We start from the raw sequence: 26,451 nt of genomic DNA, 5'->3' as shown, positions 1-26,451 counted from the left end.
TGTCACCCGGCGGCTGCTCGACGCCGGCCCGCCGAGCCTGATCGGTCGGTCCCGATCAGGCTCCGCGAGCGCCAACTTCTCGCGAAGACGGGCTGCCGGGACCCTATCGAGCGGTGCTCGGGAGTCCCGTGCCGGCTTTGCGGGCAGATCGTCCTCTCGCTACTCGACGTGCTGTGCGCAGGGCGTCGAGCATGAAGCCTGGCCGCATGAGCGTCTGTGGCGGGTCGACGAGGCCGGCCACCCTGAAGAATGCCGCGGTGAACCTGCCGCCTACCTGCGCGGCGGTGTGCAGGCGCGACATGAAGATGTTCCCGATCCGGACCTGCAGGTTCCGCTTTCCGACGACCTCGGGAAAGGCGAGGTCACCGCCTGCGGAAATGCTCCAAGGTGCGTCGATGATCGGTTTGATCTCACGGAAGAACTCGACCGGCCGCGGCTGTCCCTTGGCAAGGTGTTCGGTGAGCGCGACAGCCTCCATGGCGGCCACTGTCATCCCTTGTCCGTACACCGGGTTGAAGGCGCACACGCCGTCGCCGATGACCAGGAAACCAGCCGGGAATCGATCCAGCTTGTCGTAGCGCCGACGAACGCTGGCCGGCACCCGGAACGTCGTTGCCTCGCCCGACGGCTTCGCCTTGCGCACCGCGTCGTGGATTTCAGGCGCGGACAGCGACTGCGTGTAGTCGAGGAAGCCCTCGATGTCGCCGGGTGGGCGGTCGCCGAGGATCCCGGTCAAGGAGACCAGCGCCTTGCGGTCGCCCAGATTGACGAAAAAAGCGCCCCGCGGGTTTGCCGGGAACGCGACCGGGTTGATCGCCAGGTCATCCCCGAAGGGGTCGTCGGCTAAGGTGAAATTGCGTGACGTGTAGGTCAGGTCTATCTTGATGCTGTCTTCGTCCGGGCGTTCGTAACCGAACTCCTCCAACCAGGCGGGAGCTCTGCTGCCTCGACCCGTCGCGTCGACGACCAGGTCGGCGGCGATGACGTCCTCGGCGTTGGCGTCCGTGTCCGCGCCGGTGACGCGGACGCCGGTGACCTTGGTCTTGTCACCGGACACCACCAGACCGCGGATCACCGTGCGCTGGAGGATCTCGACATTCGGCAAGGCCGAAACGCGATCGCGGATGTACGCCTCGAGCTGTGGCCGGGTCGCCGATACGCTGAGCAGGCCGCAATCCTGCTGCGCCAGCCTGGCGCCGTTGAAGTACCACCGCAGTCGTCCTGCCATGTCGCCGATGGGGACGCCGTCGTCTTGCATCTCTTTGAGCAGACCAGGGAAGAAATCCTCCAGGATTTGCTGTCCCCGCGCGAGCAACGCGTGCGCGTGGGAGCCCTGCGGTATGCCGCGACGGGTGCCGGTCACCCCGATGATCTCATCGCGTTCGATGACAAGGACGTTGCGATAGCGATTCGCCAGTGCCCGAGACGTCAGCAGTCCGGCGATACCCGCGCCGAGAACAACCGCTCGTTCGCCTAGATGATCGGCCACGTGAAGCCTCCGTTTCAGGGACTGCTGCTAGAGGCGAGCGACGGCCCGAAGGATCTTCATGACAGCTTCTCGCACTCGTGGAGCGGGAAAGGGGCTCGGACGCGGCGGACCGGGAGGACCCCGGCGCCGGCTTCGTGGAACCGGGTGCCGAGATGCTCCTGACCATCGCCGACCGCGTCAGAGTCTCCGGCGTTCCACCGATGCCACCGCGCAGCACGATCGCACGTCCCTCGGTCACGCTACTCACGGCGACAGGCCCTTTCTCGTGATCAGCTCATGTGATGCTCCCAGTCGGCAGAACAGCGGTGCATCTTCCAAGGTGCGGGGATTCGCCCAGCCCGCTCAGCCCCACGCACGCGACCCCGCCGTCCTCGGCCAGCTGCCCACCACCCCCGCCCTGTCCGGCGCCGAGTCAGGCTTCTTCGTGGGGACGGTGGTTTCCGGACTGTCGGCAGTGGTCGTCCAGGACGTGGCGGGGCACCACCACCGGGCGGTGACCGACGTGCCGGTCGACGGCGGCATCCGCGTCTGCTTGGCCGGCGTGGCGGAGGTGTGCCCGAGCAGTTCGACCCGGTTGCACGTCGGAAACGCGTGACACGCTCACGATGTCTTCTCCTGCCGGGCCTGGGCGACGTCTTGCCACGTCACCCAGCCGCCACCGGGGGAGCACCTCCATGAATGCGACACGAGCAGCACGCTGAGAGGTGCACGTGGACGGCTCACCGGCATACTGATGGGGTGGCCGCCAACAGGACAGCAGGCACGGTGCCCCGGGTGACCGTGGTGATCCCGACCTACAACCGACAGGACATGTTGCGCGAGACGCTGGGCAACCTCGCCCGGCAGACCATGCCGGTCGACGACTTCGAGGTCGTGGTCTCCGACGACGGCTCCTCCGACGAAACCCGCGCCGTCGTCGAAGAGGCGTCGCGCAAGCTGCGGATCAAGTACCACTTCCAGCCCGACGAAGGCTATCGCGTGGCCCTGGCCCGCAACGCCGGCGCCCGGCTGGCCTCGGCGCCGCTCCTGGTCTTCCTCGACACCGGCGTCTACGTGGGGCCGAGTTTCCTGGACGAGCACGTCGCGGCCCACGCCGGCGGTGACCGGCTGGTCGTGGTGGGCTACACCTGGGGCTACGACTTCGAGAACGAGCCCGTCGCCGGCCTGGCCGAGGCGGTCGCCGAGGTGTTGCCCGAGGACGTCGTCGCCCGGTTCTCCGGTGACGAGGCCTTCTACGACGCCCGGCACGCGGCGTTCGCCAAGGCCGGCTTCGACCTCGGCAGCATGGTCGCGCCCTGGGTGCTGCTCTGGGCGCTCAACTTCTCGGTGCGCACCGAGGACTACTGGCGGGTCGACGGCTTCGACGACGGCATGAGCGGCTGGGGCTTGGAAGATATCGACATGGGCTTCCGGCTGTTCAAGGCGGGGCTCCGGTTCCAGCTCAGCCGGACCGCCTGGGCGGTGCACGCGCCGCACGAGCGGTCCGCCGTGGCCGATGCCCTGGCCAGCACCATGCTGAACATGCACCGGATGATGGCCCGGTTCCCGGAACCGGCGACCGAGCTGGCGTGGAACCTGCTCAACAACGACGACGACCTGCTGGACGTGGACGAGCACTGCCGGTTCCTGAACGAGTGGACCGATCAGGCCAAGTCGGTCGACGTGGCGGCCGAGGTGGCCGAGCTGCTGCCGCTGCTGCCGCCCGGCCGCCTCGTGGTGTTCGGCGCGGGACGCCATCTGCCGGACGAACTGGCCGACGCGGTGACCCTGGACTTCGACGCCGACGCGGTGCGCGAGCTCGGCGCCACGTACCACGCGATCGGCATCCGAACGCCGCTGCCCGACAAGGCGGTGGACGTCGTGGTCCTGACGTCGCGCTTGGCCGGGCTGTGGCCCCGCTGGTCGGCCGAGATCCTGGCCGAGGCCGCCCGGGTCGGCGGATCGGTGAAGCCCACGCCCGCGTTGATGCGGGAGACGACCACGTCTTTCTCGTTAGGCTAGGAAATCCACGCCGATCGATCGAAACATGGAGGACTCTGGATGCCCACGCCACGACTCGGCAGCATTCTGCTCGGTTCGGCGGATCCCGAACGGCTGCGCGCGTGGTACACCGACGCGTTCGCCCCGGTGCTGCAACCCTCCGGCTTCCTCGACTTCGACGGGTTCGACGTGCTCGTGGACGGTCGCGACGACGTCGCCGCGACGACGGCCGAACCCGGTCGCGTCATCCTCAACTTCGAGGTTCCCAATGCCCGGGAGGTGGCCGCTCACCTCGACGGCCTGGGCGTGTCCTGGGTCGTGCCGCTGGAGGAGCGCAAGGACGGCCTCTTCGCCACGCTCAAGGACCCGGACGGCAACTACGTGCAGATCATCGAGCTCAACGCGGCGTACCGGGCCGCCTCCCGCGGTGGTTCGGGGCTGCTCGCCGGTTCCGTGGCGTTCAACGGCTTCTCGGTGGACGACATCCCAGCCGCGCAGAAGTTCTACGGCGAGACGCTCGGGATCCCGGTCACCGAGGAGTACGGCATGCTGAACCTGCAGCTGGCCGGCAACCGGCACATCCTCATCTACCCGAAGCCCGACCACCAGCCGGCCACCTACACGATGCTCAACTTCCCGGTCGACGACATCGACGAGGCCGTGGCCTGGCTGCGCGAACGCGGCGTGGAGATGGAGAAGTTCGACGGCGTGGACGACGACGGCGTGTTCCGGAAGGGCGGTCCGCTGATCGCCTGGTTCCGCGACCCGGCCGGCAACATCATGTCGGTCATCAAGGAATGACGCCGGCGGCCGAGCTGCACGGAGGAAGGTGAAGCACGCTCGTACCTGCCCGAGAACCCGGGTACCGGCCGGTTCGCGTTCCGGACGCCTGGCTCAGGACTGGGTGGACATCGTGCGGCGTGCCGGCGGGCACAGCCCAAGTCCGACCTCGAGCTGTGCGGTCGGGTGCTGAGCGGGCTCGAGCCGGACACCCTGTGTCTGTAAGGGCATTCGCGATCGGGCTCCCCGGCCCGCGGCCGGGGAGCCCGGTTTCCGTGCGCCGGGAGTCATCCGGCCGAACGGTTACTTGATGGCCAGCGGGTTGATCGGCGACGCGACCGCGCGGCTCACCTTCAGCGGCGGCGCGATGAAGAAGAACTCCCAGACGCCGCTCTCCGCGCAGTCGGCCGCGAGCGCCTCGAAGTCCATGATCTCGCCGAGCGTCATGCCCATGTCCCGGATGAGGACCATGTGCACGGCCAGGTCCGCGTCCGGGTTCTCCTCGGGGAGCACCTCGATGGCCCAGTTGTCCGAGCAGACCGCGGCGACGTCCCGGTCACGCAGCCAGGCGCAGCACGCTTGGCCGAGACCCGGCTCGTCGCCCATGAACGCCTGCCGGTCGCCGTCGCGCAGGAACTTGAGGCGCCAACCGGTGCGGACCAACAGGACGTCGCCCGGGCCGACCTCGACGCCGCCCTGCCGCTCGGCGGCCGCGTCGAGGTCCTCGGGAGTGATGACGGTGCCGGCCTCGAGCCAGTCGACGCCCTTGAGCGCGGCGATGTCGAGCAACACGCCCCGGCCGGCGATACCCGGGCTCTGCTGGTCGATCGCGCAGTGCGCGGCCCCCCGGACGGTCACACCGGCGGCCGGGAAGCCGTTGTACATCTGGTCGTCGTAGTGGACGTGCGACAGCGCGTCCCAGTGCGACGAGCCCTGCAGCGCCATGAAGACGTAGTCGTCGGCGAACTGGAGGCCGCCCCGGAACACCTGCCCGGCGCCGGTCTCCGACATCAGGTGGACGGGGTTGATCCGGCCGCCACCGCCGGGCTGCGGCCCGTTCTCGTCGAGCGGGATGCCGAGGTCGAACACCTTGCCCCGCCGGACCAGCCCGGCCGCCGCCACCAGCCGCTCCGGCGTGATCAGATTGGTGGTGCCGCGCTGGTCGGCGGGACCCCAGCGGCCCCAGTTGCTCAGCCGCGCGCCGAGTTCCCGGAAGTCCTCCACCGTGACCGGCTGCTGGGTCGCGTCATTCCTTGACTCGGGCATCTCTGCGCGCGGTGCTTGCATACCGCTACGATCGGTGCGACGCGCGGCACGGCGCAACTCCTCACTTGCCGTTGTCCGCGCCGGTGCTCGTCGCTCCTGCTGTCCATCCGTGGACTCGCCAGTCGTCGTACTGTCGGAGACGGATTCGCCCGGAGGAGGATTGATGAGGTACCTCATGCTGGTGTGTGTGGACGAGTCGCTGGTCTTGGGGCCGCAGGAAGCGGCGGCCATGCTCGATTGCCCCGGGCAGTGGTCGGAGCTGGACGGGCGCAACGTCTGGCGGTCCGGCGGTCAGCTGCAGGGCGTCAGCGACGCCACCACGGTACGGGTCCGCAACCGCGAGGTGCTGATCGCGGACGGCCCGTTCGCCGAGACCAAGGAACAGATCGCCGGCTTCGACGTCATCGAGTGCGCCGACCTGGACGAGGCGATCGAGGCGGCGTCCCGGCACCCGGTTGCCCGGCTCGGCGTCGTGGAGCTGCGGCCGTTCCGCGAGGGATGAGCGGGGCGACCGCGGCACGGTGGGCACCGTGCCGCGGTCGCGTTCCTGCGCCTATCGGTAGGCCTCGGCCTGCAGGTTGAACAGGTCGGCGTAGAGCTCGCCACGTCGCATCAGCTGGTCGTGACTGCCGACCTCCACGACCCGGCCGTCGCGCAACACGATGATCAGGTCCGCCATGCGCACCGTCGAGAAGCGGTGCGAGACGAACAGGGTGATCGCGCCGGTGCCCGCTCGCAGCTGCGCGGCCTGCTGGGCGTACGACTCGAACAACCGGTGCTCGGCCTGCGGGTCCAAGGCCGACGTGGGTTCGTCGAGCACCAGCAGCAACGGCTTCTCGCGCATCAGCGCCCGGCCCAGGGCGAGCTTCTGCCACTGCCCGCCGGAGAGCTCGGCACCCTCGGTGTAGCTCTTGCCGAGCTGGGTGTCCAACCCGTGCTCGAGCTGCCGCAGGACGTCGCTGCCCTGCGCCCGGTCCAGTGCGCTGATGATCGCGTGGTCGTCGCCCATCCGGGGCACGTCACCAATACCGACCGCCTGGCCGGCGAGCAGCTCGAAGCGGACGAAGTCCTGGAAACCCGCGGCGAGGTGCTCGCGCCAGGACTCGGCCGGGATCCGGCGCAGGTCGGTGCCGTCGACCAGGATCTGCCCGCTGGTCGGCCGGTAGAGCCCGCAGAGCAGCTTGACCAGGGTGGTCTTGCCGGCGCCGTTCTCACCGACGATGGCCACGCTCGCCCCGGCCGGCAGGCTCAGCGACACGCCGCTCAGCACCGGTTCGCTGGTGCCCGGATAGGTGAAGTCCACGTCCCGCAGCTCGATCCCGCCGGTCAGCCGGTCCGGCGGCTGCTGGTCGACCGGCACCTCGTGGTCGACCGCGACCAGATCCCGTACGAAGTCCAGCCGTCGCAGCATGCTGCCCATCCGCTGCAGGGTGGCGAGCAGCGTGACCGCCGCGGTGACCTGCTGGTTGACCTGGGTGGCGAGGACGATGACGGTGACCACGTCCCCGATGCTGCGGCGGCCGGAGATGGTCTCGCGCACGACCAGCAGCACCGCGCCCACGTAGGCCAGCCCGAAGATCACCTGCCCGACGGTCCGGACCGCGGCGGCCAACCCGTACGAGCGGACCAGCCCCCGGCTCGCCCGGTTCCACTCCCGCAGGTGCCGCCGGCGCAGCTCGTCGCGGAGCCGGAAGACCCGCAGCTCGCCTGCGAACCTGGCCGAGGTGGACAGCCGGAACAGGTTGAGGGCGATCCGGGTCGGCGTGGCGGTGTCGGTCTTGGCCCGGTCGATCCTCGACTCGGCCCAGCGCCCGCAGAGCAGCGGCGGCACCGCGGCGGCCGGCAGCAGCAACAGGAACGGGTTGAGAGCGGCCAGCAGGACCGCTGTGAACACCACGGCCAGGGCCAGGCCCAGCATCCCGAACAACGACTCCAGGGCACCGATGAGCCCTCGGCTCTCCCGGTGCAGCACCGTCAGCTCGTCGGCGTACTCGGCTCGTTCCTGGTGCTCGATGCCCTCGGAGCCGTTGGTGAGCAGGATCAGGTCCCGCACCACCTCGAGTTCGGCCAGTTCGGCCAGTTCGGTGTAGAAGATGTGCGAGAAGTGCGCGAAGGTCAGGTTCACGATGGCCAGCGCGGCCACCGCGACGCCGTACCAGACGGCCGCGCCGGTCTGCCCGGAGATGACCGCGTCGGTCATCAGTCCGAGCACCAGAGCCAGCATCGGGCCGCCCACGGTACCGATGACCATCAGGACCGTCGCCGCGGTGGTCTTGCGGCGGTCGGCCCGCCACGACATCGCGAGCAACCGCCAGGTACCGCTCAGCGTCGTCCTCATGCCGTCCTCTCCGTCTCGTCGGTGAACCGGTCGGCCTGCAATCGGAACAGTCGTGCGTATTCGCCCTCCCGGGCCATCAGCTCGTCGTGACTGCCGTGCTCGGCCACCCGGCCGCCGTCGAGCACCACGATCTGATCGGCCTGCCGCACGGTGGAGAACCGGTGCGAGATCAACAGCGTCGTGGCGCCCTCGGTGAGCTGGGTGAACTCCCGGAAGAAGCCGGCTTCGGCGCGGACGTCCAGGCTGGCCGTGGGCTCGTCGAGCACCAGGATCGAGGCGCCGTGGCGCAGGCCGAACAGGGCCCGGGCGAGCGCCACCCGCTGCCATTGCCCGCCGGAGAGGTCGGCGCCGTCCACGAGGTGCCGGGCCAGCGGAGTCTCCAGGCCGCGCGGCAGGGTGTCGAGTGTCTCGTGCAGGTTCACCGCTTCGACCGCCGACCGGATCCCGTCCCGGTCGTCGAGGTGCTCCACCGCGCCGAAGCCGACGTTGTCGGCGGCGGACACCTCGAACCGGGCGAACTCCTGGAAGATGATCCCGAGCCGGGCCCGCCACTCGCTCAGCTCGTACGAGCGGATGTCGACCCCGTCCAGCCGGATCGTGCCCGCGGTCGGCTCGTACAGCCGGGCGAGCAGCTTGACCAGGGTGGTCTTGCCCGCGCCGTTGACGCCGACGATCGCCGTGCAGCGATCGAGCGGGATGGTGAGCTCCAGCTCCTCGAAGATCATCCGGTCATCGCCCGGGTAGCGGAAGCTCACCCGGTCGAAGTGGAGCATCCCGGTCGGCGCGACCGGCGGGGCCGCGACCTCCTCGGCGGCCTGACCGGCGTACCCGGCCACGCCCTCGCGGAACAGCTCGACCTCCTGGTAGCCGTGCATGCCGAGAGCCGTCTGCAGGTCCGACTCCGGGTAGTACTCGCCCAGCCGCAGCGCGCCGAGCGCCGCCTGCATGACCATCGCGAACCCGGCCAGGGTCAGCCCGGCCGTCACGCTCGTCGCCGCCCAGCCCGCGAAGGCGAACACCACGCCGGAGATGACCAGGCCGAACGCCGTGATCCGGAGGAACTGCCACAGGTAGATCCGCCGGCGGGCCTCCCACACCGGCACCAGCCAGTCGAGGTAGCTGCGCCGCCAGAAGCCGACGAAGAAGTTGTGCAGCCCGAAGACGCGCATCTCCTTGGCCGAACCCGCCGCGATGGCCACCTCGCGCAGGTAGTCGTTCCTCAGCTCCTGCGGGTCGAGCAGGAACCGCTCCTCGGCGAACTTCCGCAGGCCGCCACGCTGGGCGTACCGCTGCAGCACCACGGCGGCGGCGAGCACGACCGCCGCGGGCCAGGACAGCACCACGCCGACCACCACGGCATAACCGATCAGCTGCGTGTACCGCCCGATCAGGGCGATGAGGCCGGCGCACGCCTCTCCAGGGCTGAACAGCCAGTTCTCCAGCTCCCGGGCGCCCACCCGGAGGTGCTCCACCAGGTCCGGATCCTCCAGCGGGGCGATCCCGGCGGTGCTGGTCGCGGCCGCCATCAGCTCGTCGCTGACCAGGCCGTCGACGCGCCGCGCCACGAGCTGGCCGAGCAACTCCCGCACCGGCGCGACGATCTGCTGCCCGACGAAGGCCGCGGCGGCCAGCAGGAAGGCGGTCACCAGGTCGTCCCACTCCGGCGATCCCAGGCCGGCGGTGACCGCGGCCGGCACCTCGCCCAGCAGGATCGAGGAGGCCACCACGAACGCCGGCGGCAACACCCCGACGACCAGGTTCACCAGCACCGCGGTGCCGATCAGCGGGCCGCCGGCGCGACCCGCCAGCCGGACGATCCCCAGCCGGTCGCGGGTCAACCGGACCAGGGTCTGCCCGCGAGTCTCCGTCATCGCGGCCCTCCGGTGGCGAAGGCGCGGCTGAGCAGGGTGGTTCCGCGGTTGCGGGTCCGCTCGACGTCGCTGCACGTGTACTGTCCGGTCACCGATCCTCCAGTTCGAAATCATGGGGGTTCGGGAGAACGACGAACACGGAGCCCGCGGATGGACCGTCGACCCGCACTTTTCTCGGCCGGTCACAACCGGGCGCCGGTCACCTCTTCCAGCCGACGGCTCAGGTAGCGGCGCTCGGCGTCGTTGCCGGTGAGCCCGAGCGCGCGCCGGTAGCTCGCGGCGGCGTCGTTCCGGCGGCCGAGGCGGCGCAGCAGATCGGCGCGCAACGCCGGCAGCAGGTGGTAGTCGCGCAGCCGGCCAGAGGCGTCCAGGTCGTCGACCAGCCGCAGGGCCGTCTCCGGCCCGTCGACCATGGCGACCGCGACGGCCCGGTTCAGCTCCACCACCGGTGACGGGGTCAACTCCGCGAGACTCCCGTAGAGGGCGGCGATCCGGGCCCAGTCGGTGTCGGCGGCCCGGGACACCTCGGCGTGACAGGCCGCGATGGCGGCCTGGATCTGGTACGGGCCGATCCGCCGGCCGCTCAGCGCCTGGTTCAGCAGGCCGATCGCCTCGTCGATCTCGGCCCGGTCCCAGAGGGAACGGTCCTGGTCCTCCAGGGTGATCATGTCGCCGGCGGCGTCCACCCGGGCGTGGCGACGGGAGTGCTGCAACAGCATGAGCGCGAGCAGCCCGGCCGCCTCGGGCTCGGCGGGCAGCAGTCCGACCAGCGCCCGGGTCAGCCGGATCGCTTCCGTGCACAGGCTGTCGCGAGCGAGCTCGGCGCCGCCGGAGGACGCGTAGCCCTCGTTGAACAGCAGGTAGAGCACCGCCAGCACCCCCGACGTGCGCTCCGGCAGCAGGTGCGGCGGCGGCACCCGGAAGGGGATCGCCGCGTTGGCGATCTTCTGCTTGGCCCGGACCAGGCGCTTGGCCATGGTCGGCGTGGGCAGCAGGAACGCGTTGGCGATCTCCGCGGTGGTCAGGCCGGCCAGGGTGCGCAGGGTGAGCGCCACCCGGGCCTCCAGCGGCAGCGCCGGGTGGCAGCAGGTGAACACGAGGCGGAGGCGGTCGTCCGGGATCCCGGCGTCGTCGAGGTCGTCCGAGCCGGTGTCGGTGGTCAAGGCGGCCAGCTCGCGCAGCTTGCTGCTCTCGGTGGTGGCGCGCCGCAGCCGGTCGTAGGCCCGGTTGCGGGCCACCGTCGTGAGCCAGGCGCCGGGACGGCGTGGCACCCCGGACTCGGGCCAGGTGCGCAGCGCCTCCATGAAGGCGTCCTGAGTGCACTCCTCGGCCAGGTCCCAGTCGCCGGTCAGCCGGATCAGCGCCGCGACGATGCGCCCCGACTCCTCCCGGAACGCGCGAACCAGGATCTCCTGGTCCTCCGGGCCCAAGGCGGCAGGCTGCCCCATGACGTCCCTTCCTCCCGCGCTACCGCCCTCCCGAGCTACCGCCATGATGACCACTGGCACGGGCCGCGACAAGGCTAGTTTGTCGGCGCTGCGGGCAATCGACCGGTTCCTGCGGATCCGCTCGAGCGGAGTACCACTTTTTCTCGAAGCGCGCACAATGGAAGATGAGTGGACGGCCGTCCACCTCTAGCTTGTCGGCATGACCCCTCCGACCGAGCCGATCGGGGCTTCCCGCGGCCCCGGGACCGCCGGCCGCCATCGACGACCACGCGGCCGGGCGGATCGGAGGAGACACCCTCGAGGCGCGGTGCAACGACGCGCTGCGGGACACTATCACCACCCTCGAACGGCGTCGTCATCCCTTCGCCGACGGCCACACCCGGCAGCTTCCCCACCCCGCGGTCGGGCCGCTGCCAGACCCGACCTGGTCGGCCGGGCCGAGGCCGGCATCCGCGGCGCGCTGGACGCCGGCGCGCGCACCGTGCAGGTGGATCTCACCGAGGGCCGGCTCTCCATCAAGCCCGGCCCCTCCACGAGCTCGCCGAACGTCGTCGCCACCCTGAACGACCGCGTGCTCGCGCGGTTCACCGAGCCGGAGCGGGCGAGCACCGGCGTGCGCACCTGTCCCGGCGGCGACCAGGGCTTGACCCACGCCCTGGATCAGCGGATCTTCATCGGCGTGATCGATCCGGTCGATCCGGTGGTGGAGACCGCCGGCCAGGTTCGCGACCGGGTGCTGCGCGCGGCCGGCGCGCTGTCGCCCGAGCGGCTCGGCACGTGCATTCCTGGAAGCTGGTCCGCCGCTTAGCGCAGCGCCGTACTCGACGGCCGCACGACACCTCTCATCACTCGGGAAAGGCAGCTCGCCATGGCCACCAATGATCCGCTGTCGACCGAGGAATCGAGCCCGGACACCACGACCGGACTCCGCGCCGGCGCGGTCTCCGGGCTCGGCGTCTTCGCGCAGGGCCTCGCCGCCGCCGCTCCGAGTGTCACCATCGCCGGCATCCCCGGTGCGCTGTTCCTCATCGCCGGCAAGGGCGCCCTTTGGGCCGCCGTCATCGGTGGCGCCCTCGTCTATCTCATCGCCCTCCTGATCGCCTTCCAGGCGCGCCGCACCGTCTCGTCCGGCTCGCTCGGCACCTACGCCGGCAACGGGCTCGGGCCGGTGGCCGCCTTCGTCACCGGCTGGGCGCTGATCGTCGGCTACATCGGCTTCGCGGCCGCCGGGATGCTCGGCGCGGTGCTCTACTTCAGCGACTTCCTGCACGAGATCGGCCTGCCCACCGACCACGTGGCGGTCAAGATCGTGCTGCTGGTGCTGGCGTCGGCGGCCGCCTTCTACATCCCCTTCCGAGGGGTCAGCATCTCGGTGCGACTCGGTCTCTGGTTCGAGATCCTGTCCCTGGCTGCGATCGCCGTCGTCCTGGTCGCCTCCTACGTCCACTACGGCGCGCACTTCGACAGCGGCCAGTTCAGCCTGCACCACCTGAGCACCAGCACCACGCTGATCGCCGCGGTGACCGCCGTCGGGTCGTACGCCGGGTTCGAGAGCGTCGCCTCCCTCGGCCACGAGGCCCGCAACGCCCACCGCAACGTCCCGCGGGCCGTGCTGCGCCTGGTCATCGTGCTCTCGGCGCTCTACTTAGTGGCGACCTACCCCCAGGTCCTCGGCTTCCAGGGCGCGATCCCGCTCGACCCGGACAGCACGCCGCTGCCCGTCGTGGCCCAGAACGCGGGCGTCCACTGGATCACCTACGTGGTCAACCTGACCCTCGGCCCGGCCATGATCGTGTTCTCGGCCGCCGTGATCAATTCGGGGGCTCGCAGCCTGTTCACGCTCTCCCGGGAGCACGCGCTGCCCGCGGCGCTGGGCCGGGTGCACACCGCCTTCCGGACCCCGAACGTGGCGATCACCCTGGTCAGCGTGATCGGCTTCGTGATCAGCCTGATCGGCACGGTCATCTCGGTCGGCCGCTTGCAGTGGAACACCTACGTCGTCATCGCCTCCAGCTACGCCTACCTGTTCGCGTACCTCCTGGTGGCGATCGCGACGCCGCTGTGGCTGCGCCGGATCCGGGCGGTGACCCCGGCCGCCGTCGTCATCTCGGTGCTCGCCAGCCTCGGCATCCTCTACGTGATCTACAAGAACCTGGTCCCGGTGCCGCCGGGCGCCTACAAGTACCTGCCCTACGTGTTCCTCGTGCTGCTGCTGATCGGGCTGGTCCGGTTCCTGCAACTGCGGGCGACCCGGCCGGAGGTGGCCGCCCGCGTCGGCTCCATCCAGACGCTGTCCGAGGCCGAGCAGGAGCGCCTCGCCGACCTGGGGATCCTCGACACCGTCAACGGCAGCCATCGCGCCGATCGGGCCGTGGACGCCATCGTCGACCGCTCCGCGAACTGAGGCGGGTCGGCGTGGCGGCGGAGGCGCGGACTGCGAGGTAGGGGTCCTGGGTGAGCACGGTCAGGGTGCCGACCGTGGCGGGGACAGGTAGGTGGACGACCGCTGCGGTAGCTGCCACGGCGGCCCTTCACATGCGTCAACTGGGGGTGCGGCTGGACAGGTGGACCTGTCCGACCTGGCGTTTCGTCGTGTTGCCGCTCCTGTCGGCGGCCGTGGCGGTCAGGGTGACCGGGCCGGACTTCCCGGTGTGGTGATCGATGTCGTAGGAGATCCGCGTCTTCCAGGTGGCATTCCCGGATGGCTGCATGACCCAGGTTCGGGTGCCTCCGGCGATGGTGCCCTCCAGTACGACGTCGGCGACGCCGGACCTGTCGCTGACCTGTACAGAGATGTCGATGGTGGTGGGCCGGCCGCCGCATGCCTGGCCGTTCCACACCTGCGAGAGCGTGGTGCCGCTCAACGTCGGCGCGGTGACGACCGGCCCTACGACGTCCACGTCGACCGGGGTCGTCGCCGGCGGAGTGGTGAACGTGGTCGCGGTGGCGACGGCCGGGGGCTCGGCCTGCGGCGCCACCACGGTGTTGAGATCGACCGGATCGCGCCACCACCAGGCAAGGGCTCCCGACAACGCCAGGACGAGCAGCAGCGCGGCAGCCGCCGATAGCCTGCGTGAGCACCCGCTTGAACGACACGGGCGTGATGTCGGCCGTGCGCACGCCATCCGGGGCTGGGAGAAAGGGGATCGCCGTCAGCAGACCTGCGGTGATCAGCGCGCGTTCGCGGTGGCTACGGCAGGCTTCGCGGCCACGGATGTGGCGTGCGACGGCCTTGCGCAGCCGGGGGTGATCTGTTCGCCGACCCGGCGCACCTCCTGCCCGAGGCCGGCGCACTCCCGTCGGCGCGAGGGAACCAGCAGCACCAGGACGATGGCCTCGTCGAGGCGTTGCTTGAGCCGTGACAACGACACGTTGAGATGGTCGGTGGAGAGGCCGCGGCTCAGCGCCACGTCCCGGCGGCTGATCCGGTCGGTGACGATCAGCTGGAAATCGGGCAGCAGGTCGCGGTCGGAGCTCTCCAGTGCGGTGGAAGCGGCGGCGAGCACCTGCTCCGCCCACCGGGGATCGACCTCGGCGGCGTCATCGTGCCAGGGCCGGTCGGGCACCTCGGCCATCAGCACGGTCCGGTTGTGGGGGTACTGGCGGATGGCCATGCGCTTGGACACGGTCCACAGCCAGGCGGTGAGCTTGTCCGGATCCCGCAATCCCTTGAGCCTGCCGCTGAGCGCGACGCGGAAGGTCTCGGAGGTGGCGTCCTTGGCGGCTTCGTCGTCGCCTGCCAGGTACTGCCTGCACCGGTTGAAGACCAGGCGTTCGTAGCGTTCGTACAGTGCGGTGAACGCCGCCGTGTCCCCGGCGCGGATGGCGGCGAGCAAGTGCTCGTTGTCCACGTGATCTCCCTTCGACAACAGCTCTCGGCAGGCGGGGGCGGGAACTTGTGGCTCCCGCCCCCGAGGCGTCAGACGTTGTTGCCGATGAGGTGCCAGGTCGACCAGGTGCGCTGGTGGGTCCCGGTCTCGTGGCTGACGAAGATCTGCCGTTGAGGCCTCTGCCGAACACGAAGTGCTCGCCCGAGACCGCGAAGAGGTACGCGGTGGGAGGGGCGGTGAACTCGCCGTCGCCGACGCGTTCCCAGCCGTCGGTGAAGCCGTTGGTCAAGCGCTGGCGGTAGTAGCCGCGATCGGTGAACCGGCCGTACATCACGGCCGCACCGTCGCGTGGGTCGTCGGCGCCGGAGAGGCCCTCGACGTGCAGGTTGCCCCCGGTCTCGAACCACGGGTCGAAGCCGCCTGTGGCGTGCAACCTGGTGGCCGGCCCGCCGACCGGGGTCGAGGTCATCACGACCGGGAAGGGCAGGCCGTCGCGTTCGCGGTAGGCGGCCACGCCGAGGCGTCCCTCGTGGGTGCGGTCGATGCGGCCGACCGCCGTGGCGGTCGCGTACACGCCCGGTGCCGTGCGGACGGTCCGCATCACTTGCCGGTCCTGGCCGTAGTAGTAGACCTCGGGGTTGTTGTTGACGGCCCTGGCGATGGGGCCGCCGTGCATCCGCTGCGGGGCCGGGACGCGTCCCCATGCCCGCCAGTCGCGGAACCCGGAGCCGGTGCTGCCGGTGTGGAAGAGCATTCCGTCGTTGCCGTGCACGAACACCTCGGGGCGGCCGGCGCCGTCGTAGGCGACGGTGGGGGAGGCCGGGGTTTCGCCGTGGACGAGTTGTTCCCAGGGTTCCCAGTGCCCACCGGGCTGGATCCGGGTGTGCATCACGCGGTTGTCGACGGCCCGGCCGAAGACCTCCACACCCACGCCTCGGTGGTGCGCCGCGGCGAGGGTGCCGGTGAAGCGGGTGCTGCCCAGCCGGTGCCAGCCCTCCCAGGTCCGGGGGTTCTCGGCACACGATTGAAGGCGTAGTAGGCGAACTGGTCCTCGCCGATGGTGAAGACGACGAGGCCGGGCCAACCGTCGTCGCGCTGGTAGGTGGTCACGGCGGGCTGAGTGACAGCGGAGGCGCCGGGGCTCAGGGTGGCGGCCTGGGCGGGCCGGCTGAGCGTCAGCAGGGCGGCTATCGCCAGGACGGCGGCGATGAGGCGTTGTCTGCGCCGGGTCATGGGTGCACCAGCTTTCGTGGTTCGAGGCGGCTCTTCCGCCTTTGGTGTCCACTGGTGCGGTGCGGGGTCGTCGGACTGACAGAAACCGGCGAGATTCTTGGCGGCTCCCGCAACGCGGCTCGGGCTCGGGCGGGAGCAGCCGTCGCCGACTGTCAGCGACAATCCTGACACGTGGCCGATCTTCTCCCGTGCCCCGACGACCCCCACCCTTGGCGGAAGGAACCAGAGGGGAGTGGAGCCATGACAATCCACGGAGAAGCGCGAAGACGAATCACGAGGTGGTGCGGGAGTCTCGGTCTGACCTTGCTCCTGGTCGGGGGGATCGTGCAGGCCCCCGCCACGGCGGCCGCGGTGGCGGACACCGGTCGGCCGGGTGAGGTGTCGGTCAACTCGGCGCCTTACAACTGGGCGGTCGTGGACTACAGCGGCAACCTGGTCCGCAGCAACAGCGTGACGAGCTACCTGCACCAGGGCGTCGGTCACTACGAGATCACCTTCAACCGCGACATCGTCTACTGCTCGTGGACGGCGACCATCGCCGACCCGGGCACGGGGCTGGTCTACAACCCCGGCCTGGTCTACGCCTCCCGGAGCCGTGCGAGCACGTGGGCCGTGCACGTGGAGACCCGCAACCTCGCCCAGGGGCTGCAGGACTACCCGTTCCACCTCCAGGTGGTGTGTCCGGGCGAGGGTGATTACGCGGTGGTCACCGGCGGCGGCGTGCTGGCCCGCGGGAACAACGCGACCTCGGTCCAACGGTACGGGCCGGGACGGTACGAGGTGCGCTTCAACAAGCACCTGACCAACTGCTCGTTCATCGCCACCGTCGGCCTGCCGTTCACCGGCGTGGACATCGCACGCGGGTTGGTCTTCACGGCGGGCGGCCACGCCGGCTCGACGAGCGTCTACGTGGAGACCAAGAACCTCGGGTACGGGTTGCAGGACTACTCGTTCCACCTCCAGGTCCAGTGCTACGACGGCGGGTACGGCGAGTGGGGCGTGATCGACGCGTCGGGCGGTGCCGTCCGCGGCAACATGATCGCCGGCTCCGCCCGGCTCGGTGTCGGCCGGTACGAGGTCTACCTGCACCGCAGCGTCTACTGGTGCTCGTTCGTCGCCACCGTCGGCGATCCCCACAACGGCCTGGTCTACGCGCCCGGCCTGGTGTTCACCGCGACCGGCCATTCGACGACCAACGCGGTCTACGTGGAGACCAAGAACATGGGCGGCGGCCTCACCGATCTCCCCTTCCACCTCCAGATCAGCAGCGGCTGCTGACCGGGGACGCCCCGGGCGGGCTCCTGGCGAGCCCGCCAGGAGCCCGCCCGGGAATTCCGGTCGACAGGACCGGGCCGCGCGCTGCATCGTGAGCACGTGGCCCAGCTGCGCAAGCCGTTCGTCCCGGACGGGCCGGTGCGCGCCTTCTACGACCGGCTGCACGAGCTGCACGTCGCCGCCGGTCAGCCCAGCACGCGGGAGCTCCAGCGCCGCACCCGGTCCCCGCGTCGGCCGCGCGGGGTCAACCCGACCACCATCCACGACGTCTTCTCCTCGACCTCCTTCCCGCGCGAAGAGGTGCTCGGTGCCGTCGTCGACGCTCTGGGCGGCGACGTCGAGGAGTTCGCCGCCCTGCTCACGAACGCCCGGATCGCGCGGATCGACCCGGCACGATCCGCCGAGGCGGCCACGCCCGCGCCCGTTCCGCAGGAGCTGCCGCCGGATCTGCCGGCCTTCGCCGGCCGCGGGGACGAGCTGCGCCACCTCGACGGCCTGCTCGACCGGCACACCGCGGTGACCGTGGCGCTCGTCGGCACGGCAGGCATCGGCAAGACCACCCTCGCCGTGCGCTGGGGGCACCGGGCCGCCGCCCGGTTCCCCGACGGCCGGCTGTACGTCGACCTGCGCGGGTACGACCCGGCCGGCTCCCCGGTCGCCGCGACCGAGGCGCTTCGCGGGTTCCTGGTCGGGCTCGGTGTGGCCGCCGACGGCATCCCCGCCGACCTCACGGCACGCGTCGGCCTCTACCGCAGCCTGCTCGCCGGCCGACGCGTCCTGGTCGTCCTGGACAACGCGGCCAACGCCGCGCACGTCCGGCCGCTGCTGCCCGGCGCACCGGGCAGCATGGCGCTGGTGACCAGCCGCGACCAGCTCACCGGGCTGGTGGCCGCGGACGGCGCCCTGCCCCTGGTGATCGACCTGCCCACCGCCGACCAGGCCCGCCACCTGCTCACCCGCAGGCTCGGCGCCGACCGCGTCGCCGCCGAGCCCGACGCCGTGGCGGCGATCGTCGCCGAGTGCGCCCGGCTGCCGCTGGCGCTGGCCGTGGTCGCCGCGCGCGCCGCGATCCACCCGATGTTCCCGTTGGGGAGCATCGCCCGCGAACTCGGCGACGCCCGCGGTCGCCTCGACCCGTTCACCGGCACCGACCCGGCCACCGACATCAGAGCCGTCTTCTCCTGGTCGTACCGACAGCTCGGACCGGCCGCCGCGGCCCTGTTCCGACTCTCCGCGCTGCACCCCGGTCGGCACCTCACCGCGCCGGCCGCCGCCAGTCTGGTCGGCGAACCGCTCTCGGCGGTCCGCGCGGCACTGGCCGAACTGGCCGGCGCCCACCTGTTCGCCGAACCCCTGCCCGGCCGGTTCAGCAGCCACGACCTGCTCCGCGCGTACGCCGCCGAGCTGGCTTCGACGCTCCCGGACGCCGAGCGGCAGGCCGCCCTCGGGCGGCTGCTCGACCACTACTCGGCCACCGCCCACGCCGCCGCGAAGCTGCTCAACCCGCACCGCGACCCGATCGCCGTCGACACGCCACTGCCCGGCGTGACGGTCGCCGAACTCCGCCACCACGACGAAGCGATGGCCTGGTTCGCCGCCGAGCACACCGCCGTGCTCGCCCTGGTGGACCACAGCGCGCGCCACGGGTCCACACGCCACACCTGGCCGCTGGCGTGGACGTTGCAGGACTTCCTTGACCGCAACGGCCGCTGGGAGGAACAGGCCGCCGCCCAGCGGACCGCGCTGGAGGCCGTGCGCCTCCTCGACGACCGCCCGGCGCAGGCCCTCGTGCACCGCGCGCTGGCCGGGGCGTACACCTCCCTCGACCGACGCGACGACGCGCGCCGGCACTACCAGGAGGCGCTGGCCCTGTTCGACGCCGTCGGCGACCGCGTCGGCCAGGCCAACACCCACCTCAACCTCGGCAACCTGCACGAAGGCGCGGGCCGGTACGAGGACGCCCTGCACCACGCCCGGCAGGCCCTCGCCGGATACCGGTCGGCGGCACACCGAGCCGGTGAGGCCAACGCGCTCAACGCCATAGGTTGGTGCCACTCGCGACTGGGCGACCACCGGCAAGCCATCACGTGGTGCACCGAAGCCCTGGCACTGCACCAGGAGATCGACGACCGCTGGGGCCAGGCCTACACCTGGGACAGCTTGGGAGCGGCCCACCACCACACAGGCGACCACGACCGCGCGATTGCCTGCTACCGCATCGCGACAGGACTCCAGGCCGGACTCGGCAACCGGTACTACGAAGCCGCCGCACTGACCTCGCTCGGCGACGTGCACCGCACGGTCGGGGCGATGGACGACGCCCGACAGGCATGGCACCAGGCTGCACGGATCCTGCGCGATCTCACCCACCCCGACCTGGCCGACGTGGAGGCCAGGTTGAACGACACCCGGCCCGACCATCACGTCGCGGGTTGACGAAGCGCAGGTCGTGCGGCGGGCGTGGACCGCCGGCACGTCCTCCGCGCGGGCGGCGAACTCCGCACCGGTTCCGGCGAACCTCCTGGCGACCAGCCGCAGCGTCCCACCCGAGACCCCGAGTCGGGCCACGATCACCTCCGTGGGGTCGATCTCTCCAAGGGAGTTGTCCAGCGCGAGCAGCATCCGCGCCCGCATGATCGTCGATGCCGGACGTGCACCGTGGTGGTCAGCCGGATCGACTCTTCACGATCCCCGCGCCGGCAACGTGGCCGGCCGCTTCATCGGCGAGGCGGCCATGGCAGAAGTCCCGGTCCGGCAGGGAAGGGGCTTGCCGGACAACAGCCTCCCCGCCACATGCACCACAACCAAGCAGCGACGCGCTCCTAGTCCGCGGACGCCGACCGGGTCGCGTGCAACGACGCCAGGAGCCGCAGCCGGTCCGCGTCGGCGCTGCCCGGTTCGGCGGTGTAGACGAGCATGACCGGTCCGGGGTTGCCGGGCAGCGGGTAGCTGTCCCAGTCCAGGACGATGTCGCCCACCTCCGGAACCCGGAAGGTCTTGGTGCCGCTGACCGACTCGCGCACGTCGTGCCGGGCCCACAGCCGGCGGAACTCCTCGCTGCGGATGCTCAGCTCGCCGACGATCGCGGTGGCCCGGGGGTGGGTCGGGTCCGTGGCGACGGCGGCGCGCATCATGCCGATGTAGTCCAGTGCCTGCCGCTCCCAGTCCGGGCAGCTCCGCGCGCCGGTCCGCGCGTCGTCGAACAGCAGCAGGAGCATGTTGAGCCGGTCGGGCGGGTAGTCGTCCGGGTCGCCGAGCAGCGCCTGCGCCATCGGGTTCCAGTCGAGCAGGTCCAGGTGCCTGCCGAGCACCACCGCCGGCGTGTCGGTCACCCGCAGCAGCCGACGCGTCCCGGCCGGCACCCGTTCCGGATCGCGGTGCACCCGGGCGGGCACCGGGCGGCGGGCGGCGCGGGCCAGGGTGAACAGGTGTCGGCGTTCCTCGTCGCCGAGGCCGAGCGCGCCGGCGAGCGCGTCCAGGACGTCGTCGGACGGGCGCACCTCCCGGCCCTGCTCGATCCGCTGGTAGTAGTCGGTGCTCAACCCGGCCAGCAGGGCCAGCTCCTCGCGCCGCAGCCCGGAGACCTTGCGCCGGCCGCCCGGCTCCAGGCCGACGTCGTGCGGGCGCAACCGGCTGCGCCGGGCGCGCAGGAAGTCGCCGAGCTCGCGAGCGTGGGGATGAGGGCTGCTCATGCCACCAGTGTGTCGTCCCGCCGGGCGCCCGAGGTAGGTCTCGCAGACCCAGGAAAACGACACCGACCGAGCCGGCCCGAACCGCTCCTAACGTCGTCGGGACACCGACACCTCCAGGAGCAGCAGATGACCGGATGGACCGCCGACCACATCCCCGACCAGCGCGGCCGGGTCGCCGTCGTGACCGGTGCGAACTCGGGCCTCGGCCTGGTCACCGCGACCGAGCTGGCCCGCCGCGGCGCCCACGTCGTGCTCGCCGTCCGCGACACCGCCGCCGGCGGGCAGGCCGCCCTGCGCATCGGCGGTGACACCGAGGTGCGCGAGCTGGACCTGGCGTCCCTCGACTCGGTGCGCGCGTTCGCCGCCGAGCTGGCCGTCGACCACCCGGTGATCGACCTGCTGGTCAACAACGCGGGCGTGGTCCTGCTCGGCCCGCGCCGCACCTCCGCCGATGGCTTCGAGCTGCAGTTCGCCACCAACGTGCTGGGCCACTTCGCGCTGACCGGCCTGCTGCTCGACAACCTGGCCGCGGCCGGGGCAGCCCGCGTGGTCAACCTCAGCTCGATCACCCACAGGAACGCCCACCTCGACTTCGACGACCTGATGTCCGAACGCCGCTACCGGCCCGCCACCGCCTACGGCCGGTCCAAGCTCGCCACCACGGTCCTCGGCGTCGAGCTGGACCGCCGCCTGCGCGCCGCCGGATCGCCGATCGTCGGCGTGCTGGCCCACCCCGGCCTCACCCGCACCAACCTGACCCCGCGCGCCTGGGCGCACCGCGGCCGGTTCGGCCAGGTGATCGCACGGCTCGGACTGCTGGCCACCCAGTCTGTCGAGCAGGGCGCGCTGCCGCAGCTGCACGCCGCGACCGGACCCGGGGTGCGGGGCGGCCAGTTCTTCGGGCCGTCCAGGCTCTGGGAGACCATGGGCCCGGTCACCGAAGCCCGATTCGGCCGCGAAGCAGCCGACCCCGCCATCGGCAAGCGACTCTGGGCGGCGGCCGAGGAACTGACCGACGTCGCCTACCTCTGAGCCCGACTGCCACCGACCCGGTCGGCGGCAGTCGCGACCCGCCCAAGAGCACCCGCGTCCTCGCCCGAGACCGCCGACCGGGCTTCCTGCCGTGATCGGGAGACGGGCCGTCCCGCGCGAACCGGCCGACGAGCTCGCAGGAGCCCGTCAGCCGCGGTCGGGAGTCCCGGTGGCGCTCGCCCGCCGGGACGGGCGCGGCGCGGTCCCGTTCTGCGCTTCGTCACGGCGGTGGATCTCGACCAGCTCCTCGCGGTAGCGGTGATCCGCCGAGGGCAGTTCGTCGCGCACCTGAGCACCGTTCTCCCACCACTGCACCAGGCCGCGGCCCAACTCCTGACCCGCGCGCGTGTGCACGCAGTGGGCGTAGTCGGGGACCTCGACCAGCGCTTCCCCGAGCGCGACCTTCGTCGCGACCCAATCGGCGTGCTCGGAACCGGTGCGGTCCTTGGGCGCGGAGGCGAGCAGCCGCACGGCGTGGCACGCCATCATCCAGTCCCCACCGGGCGTGGCGTCGGAGTTGCGGTGGAGAACGTCGACCAGCACCGGCCCGAGGGGCAGGCCCATCCCCACGTCCTCGACCGCGATGATCCGCAGCCGCCGCCACAGGTGCTGAGCGACGTCCGGCGAGGTCGTGAACATCTCGTAGGCGGCCAGCACGGCGTTGTCGACGCGACCGCGCCTGATGTCCTTCTGGAGGACGGAGACGAGGTCGTCCACCGGAATGCCGCGGGGCGAAACGACTTGTGAGTACGGGTCCTCGGTGAAGTGCGCGGGACCGTGAAGACGTGGCACGAGTCGCCTGTCCTTCCACGTGACGACGGCAGACGCGTCCGACGTGCGGAAGGGGTCTCCAACACCCTCAGCGTAGCACCGCGCAAGCCGACCGGGCCGACGGTCGCAGCGGGTGCTCGACCGGTCAGGACATCGCCACCTCGGCTGCCTTGGCTGCCCTCTCGACCTCCGCGCGCCGGTCCGCCCAGAAGGCGGCGTCCCGCCCCTGCCCGGCCATCTCCACCGCGCCGTCCAGCTGCTCGCGCAGGATGTCGGCGTGCCCGGCGTGCCGACTGGTCTCGGTCAGCACGTGGACCAGGACGTTGAACAACATCACGTCCGGGCGCGGCCACCAGGGGACGTGACCGGGCGAGTCGATGGCGAGCGCGGTGATCGTCGCGTCGGAGTGCTGCCCGACGCGCAGGTACAGGCCGATGATCTCCTCGCGCGTCTCGTGCTCGGTCGCCCACATGTCGGTTCCGCGTTGTGCGAGGTCGTCCCACCGGGGGAGGGCCTCGGGGAACGGCCGGTCGAAGACCTCGCCGAAGTACCGGGACTCCGACACGGACAGGTGCTTGACCAGGCCGAGGAGGTTGGTCCCGGTCGCGGTCAGGGGACGGCGGACGTCGTACTCGGACAGCCCGTCGAGCTTGCGGAGCATCACCTCGCGGATCTCTTGCAGGTCGCTGTGCAGGTACTTCTTCGCGAAGTCGTCGATCACGGCTACGAGCATGCACCAACGAACCGGTCTGCAGCACCGTGCCCGCGACGCGGGACGTGGTCACCGCGCGGACGTCCGAACGTCGCGGGCACGGTCGGCTACATCCGTTGCGGCGCGGTGATCCCCAGCAGTTCGAGCCCGTGGCCGAGGGTCCGCGCGGCCAGCCGGCACAGGGCCAGCCGGTTGCCGCGCACGGGCTCGTCGGCTTTGAGGACGGGGCAGACTTCGTAGAAGGTGGTGAAGGCGCGGGCCAGGTCGTAGAGGTAGCCGCAGAGCCGGTGCGGTTCGAGGGTGGCGGCGACCTCGGTGACGACGGCGCCGTAGGCGTCGAGCACCAAGCCGAGCTCCCGTTCGGCGGAGTGCAGCGGGACCGCGCTGTCGACCGTCATGCCCGAATCGCCCGCGTGGCGCAGGATCGAACTGATCCGGGCGTGGGCGTACTGCAGGTAGACCCCGGTGTTGCCGGTGAAGGACACCATGCGGTCGACGTCGAACGAGTAGTCCTTCACCCGCGAGGTCGACAGGTCGGCGTACTTGACCGCGGCGATGCCCGCCGACTCGGCGATCCGGTCGAGCTCGGCCGCGTCGAGGTCCGGGTTCTTCTCCGCCACGATCGCCCTCGCGCGCGACACCGCGTCGTCGAGCAGGTCCATCAGGCGGACCGTGCCGCCCGCGCGGGTCTTGAACGGCGTCCCGTCCGGACCGAGGATCGTGCCGTAGGCGGCGTGTTCGGCGGTGACGCCGTCGGTGAGCCAGCCGGCCCGCCGGGCCGCCTCGAAGACCAGCTGGAAGTGCAGTGCCTGCCGCGAGTCGGTGACGTAGACCAACCGGTTGGCCTTGAGGTCGCGCAGGCGGTAGCGGATGGTGGCCAGGTCCGTGGTGTCGTACCCGTACCCGCCGTCGCGCTTGCGGACCATCAGGGTGACCGGCCTGCCCTCGGGCCCGGACACCTCCTCCGAGTAGAAGACGAGCGCGCCGTCGCTCTCCACCACCAGGCCCGCGTCGACCAACTCCTGCACGGTCTCGCCCAGCATCGGGTTGTAGAACGACTCCCCGACCGAGTCCTCGGGCGTCAGCAGCACGTTCAACCGGTCGTAGATCGCGCTGAACGACCGCTCGGACTCCGCGACGATGTCCTGCCAGACCGCGACCGTCGCCGGGTCGCCCGCCTGGAGGGCGACGACCCGCGAGCGCGACCGGTCGGCGAACTCCGGGTCGGCGTCGAACTCCGCCCGCGCCGACCGGTACAGACCGTCCAATGCCGACACCGCCGAGGCGCCCTCGGCCAGCTCGTCCTGGTGCCACGCGGCGTCGGGGTGCTCGTCGAGGTACTGGATCAGCATCCCGAACTGCGTCCCGAAGTCGCCCAGGTGGTTCTGCCGGAGCACGTCCGCGCCGAGGAAACCCGCCACGCGCGCGAGGCTGTCGCCGATGATCGTCGTGCGCAGGTGCCCGACGTGCATCTCCTTGGCGATGTTGGGCGCGGAGTAGTCGATCACCACCCGACGGCCCGGTTCGGCCACGCCCACGCCGAGGCGCGCGTCCGCCAGGCGGGCGGCGACCTGCTCCCAGACCGCGCCACCGGTCACGGTGACGTTGAGGAATCCCGGACCGGACGGTTCCACCGCCGCGATCACCGCGTCGCCCTCGACGTCGAGCCCGGCCACGACCTGCGCGGCCAGGTCGCGTGGCGGCACGCCGACGCGCTTGGCCAACGCCAGGGGAGCGTTGCACTGGAAATCGGCGCGATCGGATCGTCGCACCACCGGATCCGCGCCCGCCAGGTCCTCACGGACCCGGCCGATCGCCTCCGACATCGTCGTGGCGATCCGTTCCAGCAGCGACGGCACCTCCTGGTGGTGGACACTCACCTGACACAGCCTCCTTCGTAGGCAGGCGATTGTCCCAGGCTCCACCGGCCCTCGGCCGACCAGGGTCGGCGCCGGCGCCACCGACGCGCGAGGGCTACTCCCGGGCGACTTCCACGTCCTCCAGCACACCGAGCGCGTCCTCCCCGGTGCGCACCAGCATGATCGAGCTGGTCCTGGTCTGGCCGACCGGGATCTTGCCGCACGGGAAGATGGGCACGCCGCGCCGGCCGGGGATCTGGTGGCCGTTGTGGTCGGCGCCGCTCGGGCAGACCCGCTCGGGTAGACCCCGCGTTTACCGCGTCGTCGAGCCTCGCGCCCGCCCGCTCGGACGCGGTCGGCCGCGATGAGCAGGTGTGGAAGCTGCCCTCCCGGTACGCGGTGAGGAAGGCCTCCTCGACCCCGGTCGCCACGGAGGACCCGCGCAGCTCTAGGCGGGGGACCGTCGCCGCGGTCAGGTCGATCACGTTGATCGGGACGAAATCGTTGGCCGCGAGCGCCTTGAAGCACTCGGCGCAAGTGGCGCCTCACCTTGTCGGCGACGCCGCGCTTCCGGACCTGCGCGTTGGCGAACTCGACCTGCTCCTCCGGGATGGACACGCCGTCGACCCGGCAGCCGAAGCGCTGGTCGGCCATGATGCTGGTGCTGCCCCGGCCGCAGCCCGCGTCGAGCAGCCGGTCGTCGGGCCACGATGTCGCCCAGGTTGACCGGATCCGTTTCGTTGTTCCGGTACGTGGTGATCGGTTCCGCGACCCGCGCCTGGTCTGGCCCTCGGCGACACCGCCACCGCGCTCTGTGCGGGCGCAGTTGCCCATCTGAGTGGCATGGTGATGGAAAGGACACCCGGAGTGGGCGT

General features: G+C 71.1%; 21 protein-coding genes and 2 pseudogenes. 9 read left to right on the top strand and 14 right to left on the bottom strand.

What is annotated here, in order from left to right:
• Positions 1-103 precede the first annotated feature (103 nt).
• Positions 104-1,489 (bottom strand): FAD-dependent oxidoreductase, encoded by a 1,386-nt coding sequence (locus tag AB0H12_RS35280; protein ID WP_499628741.1) that lies wholly within the window; start codon positions 1,487-1,489, stop codon positions 104-106.
• Between the two features lie 319 nt (positions 1,490-1,808).
• Between AB0H12_RS35280 and AB0H12_RS35275 the strand changes: the two genes are divergently transcribed.
• The 3 genes from AB0H12_RS35275 to AB0H12_RS35265 all read left to right on the top strand — a co-directional run bounded on the left by AB0H12_RS35275 (position 1,809) and on the right by AB0H12_RS35265 (position 4,270).
• Entirely contained in the window at positions 1,809-2,084 is a 276-nt protein-coding gene (locus AB0H12_RS35275) for a hypothetical protein (protein WP_499628740.1), read from the top strand.
• A gap of 179 nt (positions 2,085-2,263) precedes the next feature.
• Positions 2,264-3,490 (top strand): glycosyltransferase, encoded by a 1,227-nt coding sequence (locus AB0H12_RS35270; protein ID WP_499628739.1) that lies wholly within the window; start codon positions 2,264-2,266, stop codon positions 3,488-3,490.
• Between the two features lie 39 nt (positions 3,491-3,529).
• On the top strand, positions 3,530-4,270 hold the full coding sequence (locus AB0H12_RS35265; RefSeq protein ID WP_499628738.1) for a VOC family protein: 741 nt from the start codon (positions 3,530-3,532) through the stop codon (positions 4,268-4,270).
• Between the two features lie 282 nt (positions 4,271-4,552).
• Here the strand turns inward: AB0H12_RS35265 and AB0H12_RS35260 are convergent, their stop codons facing one another.
• Positions 4,553-5,536, bottom strand: a complete 984-nt coding sequence (locus AB0H12_RS35260; RefSeq protein WP_499628737.1) for a cyclase family protein — start codon at positions 5,534-5,536, stop codon at positions 4,553-4,555.
• Between the two features lie 142 nt (positions 5,537-5,678).
• Between AB0H12_RS35260 and AB0H12_RS35255 the strand changes: the two genes are divergently transcribed.
• Complete coding sequence (locus AB0H12_RS35255; protein WP_499628736.1) at positions 5,679-6,017, top strand: YciI family protein; 339 nt, start codon at positions 5,679-5,681, stop codon at positions 6,015-6,017.
• 51 nt (positions 6,018-6,068) lie between these two features.
• Here AB0H12_RS35255 and AB0H12_RS35250 read toward each other — a convergent pair whose 3' ends face one another.
• The 3 genes from AB0H12_RS35250 to AB0H12_RS35240 all read right to left on the bottom strand — a co-directional run bounded on the left by AB0H12_RS35250 (position 6,069) and on the right by AB0H12_RS35240 (position 11,172).
• Positions 6,069-7,853: an ABC transporter ATP-binding protein gene (locus AB0H12_RS35250; RefSeq protein ID WP_499628735.1), complete on the bottom strand. Its 1,785-nt coding sequence runs from the start codon at positions 7,851-7,853 to the stop codon at positions 6,069-6,071.
• On the bottom strand, positions 7,850-9,724 hold the full coding sequence (locus AB0H12_RS35245) for an ABC transporter ATP-binding protein (protein ID WP_499628734.1): 1,875 nt from the start codon (positions 9,722-9,724) through the stop codon (positions 7,850-7,852). Before AB0H12_RS35245 ends, AB0H12_RS35250 begins: the two co-directional genes overlap by 4 nt.
• Before the next feature lie 182 nt (positions 9,725-9,906).
• Positions 9,907-11,172: an RNA polymerase sigma factor gene (locus AB0H12_RS35240; protein WP_499628733.1), complete on the bottom strand. Its 1,266-nt coding sequence runs from the start codon at positions 11,170-11,172 to the stop codon at positions 9,907-9,909.
• A 487-nt stretch (positions 11,173-11,659) separates the two neighbouring features.
• On the opposite strand from AB0H12_RS35240, the gene AB0H12_RS35235 reads away from it, so the two are divergent.
• A complete protein-coding gene (locus AB0H12_RS35235) occupies positions 11,660-11,980 on the top strand; it encodes a hypothetical protein (protein ID WP_499628732.1) in 321 nt (106 codons plus the stop codon).
• Between the two features lie 60 nt (positions 11,981-12,040).
• Positions 12,041-13,576 (top strand): APC family permease, encoded by a 1,536-nt coding sequence (locus AB0H12_RS35230; RefSeq protein WP_499628731.1) that lies wholly within the window; start codon positions 12,041-12,043, stop codon positions 13,574-13,576.
• A 136-nt stretch (positions 13,577-13,712) separates the two neighbouring features.
• Here AB0H12_RS35230 and AB0H12_RS35225 read toward each other — a convergent pair whose 3' ends face one another.
• From AB0H12_RS35225 to AB0H12_RS35210, 4 genes and pseudogenes are all read right to left on the bottom strand, one after another.
• Positions 13,713-14,204: a hypothetical protein gene (locus AB0H12_RS35225; RefSeq protein WP_499628730.1), complete on the bottom strand. Its 492-nt coding sequence runs from the start codon at positions 14,202-14,204 to the stop codon at positions 13,713-13,715.
• A gap of 138 nt (positions 14,205-14,342) precedes the next feature.
• Positions 14,343-15,008, bottom strand: a complete 666-nt coding sequence (locus tag AB0H12_RS35220) for an RNA polymerase sigma factor (protein WP_499628729.1) — start codon at positions 15,006-15,008, stop codon at positions 14,343-14,345.
• A 628-nt stretch (positions 15,009-15,636) separates the two neighbouring features.
• Positions 15,637-15,984, bottom strand: a pseudogene (locus AB0H12_RS35215) (DUF8189 domain-containing protein); the annotation flags it as partial.
• Positions 15,891-16,235, bottom strand: a complete 345-nt coding sequence (locus AB0H12_RS35210; protein WP_499628728.1) for a hypothetical protein — start codon at positions 16,233-16,235, stop codon at positions 15,891-15,893. The gene AB0H12_RS35210 and the pseudogene AB0H12_RS35215, both read right to left, overlap by 94 nt.
• A gap of 303 nt (positions 16,236-16,538) precedes the next feature.
• On the opposite strand from AB0H12_RS35210, the gene AB0H12_RS35205 reads away from it, so the two are divergent.
• Both AB0H12_RS35205 and AB0H12_RS35200 read left to right on the top strand, forming a co-directional pair.
• Complete coding sequence (locus tag AB0H12_RS35205) at positions 16,539-17,513, top strand: hypothetical protein (protein WP_499628727.1); 975 nt, start codon at positions 16,539-16,541, stop codon at positions 17,511-17,513.
• A gap of 96 nt (positions 17,514-17,609) precedes the next feature.
• A complete protein-coding gene (locus AB0H12_RS35200; RefSeq protein ID WP_499628726.1) occupies positions 17,610-19,946 on the top strand; it encodes an ATP-binding protein in 2,337 nt (778 codons plus the stop codon).
• A gap of 386 nt (positions 19,947-20,332) precedes the next feature.
• Here the strand turns inward: AB0H12_RS35200 and AB0H12_RS35195 are convergent, their stop codons facing one another.
• Positions 20,333-21,202 (bottom strand): helix-turn-helix transcriptional regulator, encoded by an 870-nt coding sequence (locus tag AB0H12_RS35195; RefSeq protein WP_499628725.1) that lies wholly within the window; start codon positions 21,200-21,202, stop codon positions 20,333-20,335.
• A gap of 126 nt (positions 21,203-21,328) precedes the next feature.
• Here AB0H12_RS35195 and AB0H12_RS35190 point away from each other — a divergent pair, with 126 nt between their 5' ends.
• Entirely contained in the window at positions 21,329-22,234 is a 906-nt protein-coding gene (locus AB0H12_RS35190; RefSeq protein ID WP_499628724.1) for an oxidoreductase, read from the top strand.
• A 147-nt stretch (positions 22,235-22,381) separates the two neighbouring features.
• Here AB0H12_RS35190 and AB0H12_RS35185 read toward each other — a convergent pair whose 3' ends face one another.
• The 4 genes and pseudogenes from AB0H12_RS35185 to AB0H12_RS35170 all read right to left on the bottom strand — a co-directional run.
• Positions 22,382-23,026, bottom strand: a complete 645-nt coding sequence (locus AB0H12_RS35185) for a hypothetical protein (RefSeq protein WP_499628723.1) — start codon at positions 23,024-23,026, stop codon at positions 22,382-22,384.
• Positions 23,027-23,150: 124 nt separating this feature from the next.
• Positions 23,151-23,738: a DinB family protein gene (locus AB0H12_RS35180; protein ID WP_499628722.1), complete on the bottom strand. Its 588-nt coding sequence runs from the start codon at positions 23,736-23,738 to the stop codon at positions 23,151-23,153.
• A gap of 86 nt (positions 23,739-23,824) precedes the next feature.
• Positions 23,825-25,597 (bottom strand): arginine--tRNA ligase, encoded by a 1,773-nt coding sequence (gene argS / locus AB0H12_RS35175; RefSeq protein WP_499628721.1) that lies wholly within the window; start codon positions 25,595-25,597, stop codon positions 23,825-23,827.
• Positions 25,598-25,691: 94 nt separating this feature from the next.
• Positions 25,692-25,856, bottom strand: a pseudogene (locus tag AB0H12_RS35170) (hypothetical protein); the annotation flags it as partial.
• Between the last annotated feature and the right edge of the window lie 595 nt (positions 25,857-26,451).

This window comes from Actinosynnema sp. NPDC023794 (assembly GCF_040639675.1).
Classification (GTDB): Bacteria; Actinomycetota; Actinomycetes; order Mycobacteriales; family Pseudonocardiaceae; genus Actinosynnema; species Actinosynnema luteola.
Note: the sequence above shows the minus strand (reverse complement) of the source record. Positions and strands in the feature narration are given on the sequence as shown.

Bases quoted from the DNA above. Each gene is read 5' to 3' on its own strand.
- AB0H12_RS35265 (WP_499628738.1), top strand. From the start codon at position 3,530: ATGCCCACGCCACGACTCGGCAGCATTCTGCTCGGTTCGGCGGATCCC.
- AB0H12_RS35260 (WP_499628737.1), bottom strand. From the start codon at position 5,536: ATGCAAGCACCGCGCGCAGAGATGCCCGAGTCAAGGAATGACGCGACC.
- AB0H12_RS35255 (WP_499628736.1), top strand. From the start codon at position 5,679: ATGAGGTACCTCATGCTGGTGTGTGTGGACGAGTCGCTGGTCTTGGGG.
- AB0H12_RS35250 (WP_499628735.1), bottom strand. From the start codon at position 7,853: ATGAGGACGACGCTGAGCGGTACCTGGCGGTTGCTCGCGATGTCGTGG.
- AB0H12_RS35245 (WP_499628734.1), bottom strand. From the start codon at position 9,724: ATGACGGAGACTCGCGGGCAGACCCTGGTCCGGTTGACCCGCGACCGG.
- AB0H12_RS35240 (WP_499628733.1), bottom strand. From the start codon at position 11,172: ATGGGGCAGCCTGCCGCCTTGGGCCCGGAGGACCAGGAGATCCTGGTT.
- AB0H12_RS35230 (WP_499628731.1), top strand. From the start codon at position 12,041: ATGGCCACCAATGATCCGCTGTCGACCGAGGAATCGAGCCCGGACACC.
- AB0H12_RS35210 (WP_499628728.1), bottom strand. From the start codon at position 16,235: ATGACCCGGCGCAGACAACGCCTCATCGCCGCCGTCCTGGCGATAGCC.
- AB0H12_RS35195 (WP_499628725.1), bottom strand. From the start codon at position 21,202: ATGAGCAGCCCTCATCCCCACGCTCGCGAGCTCGGCGACTTCCTGCGC.
- AB0H12_RS35190 (WP_499628724.1), top strand. From the start codon at position 21,329: ATGACCGGATGGACCGCCGACCACATCCCCGACCAGCGCGGCCGGGTC.
- AB0H12_RS35180 (WP_499628722.1), bottom strand. From the start codon at position 23,738: ATGCTCGTAGCCGTGATCGACGACTTCGCGAAGAAGTACCTGCACAGC.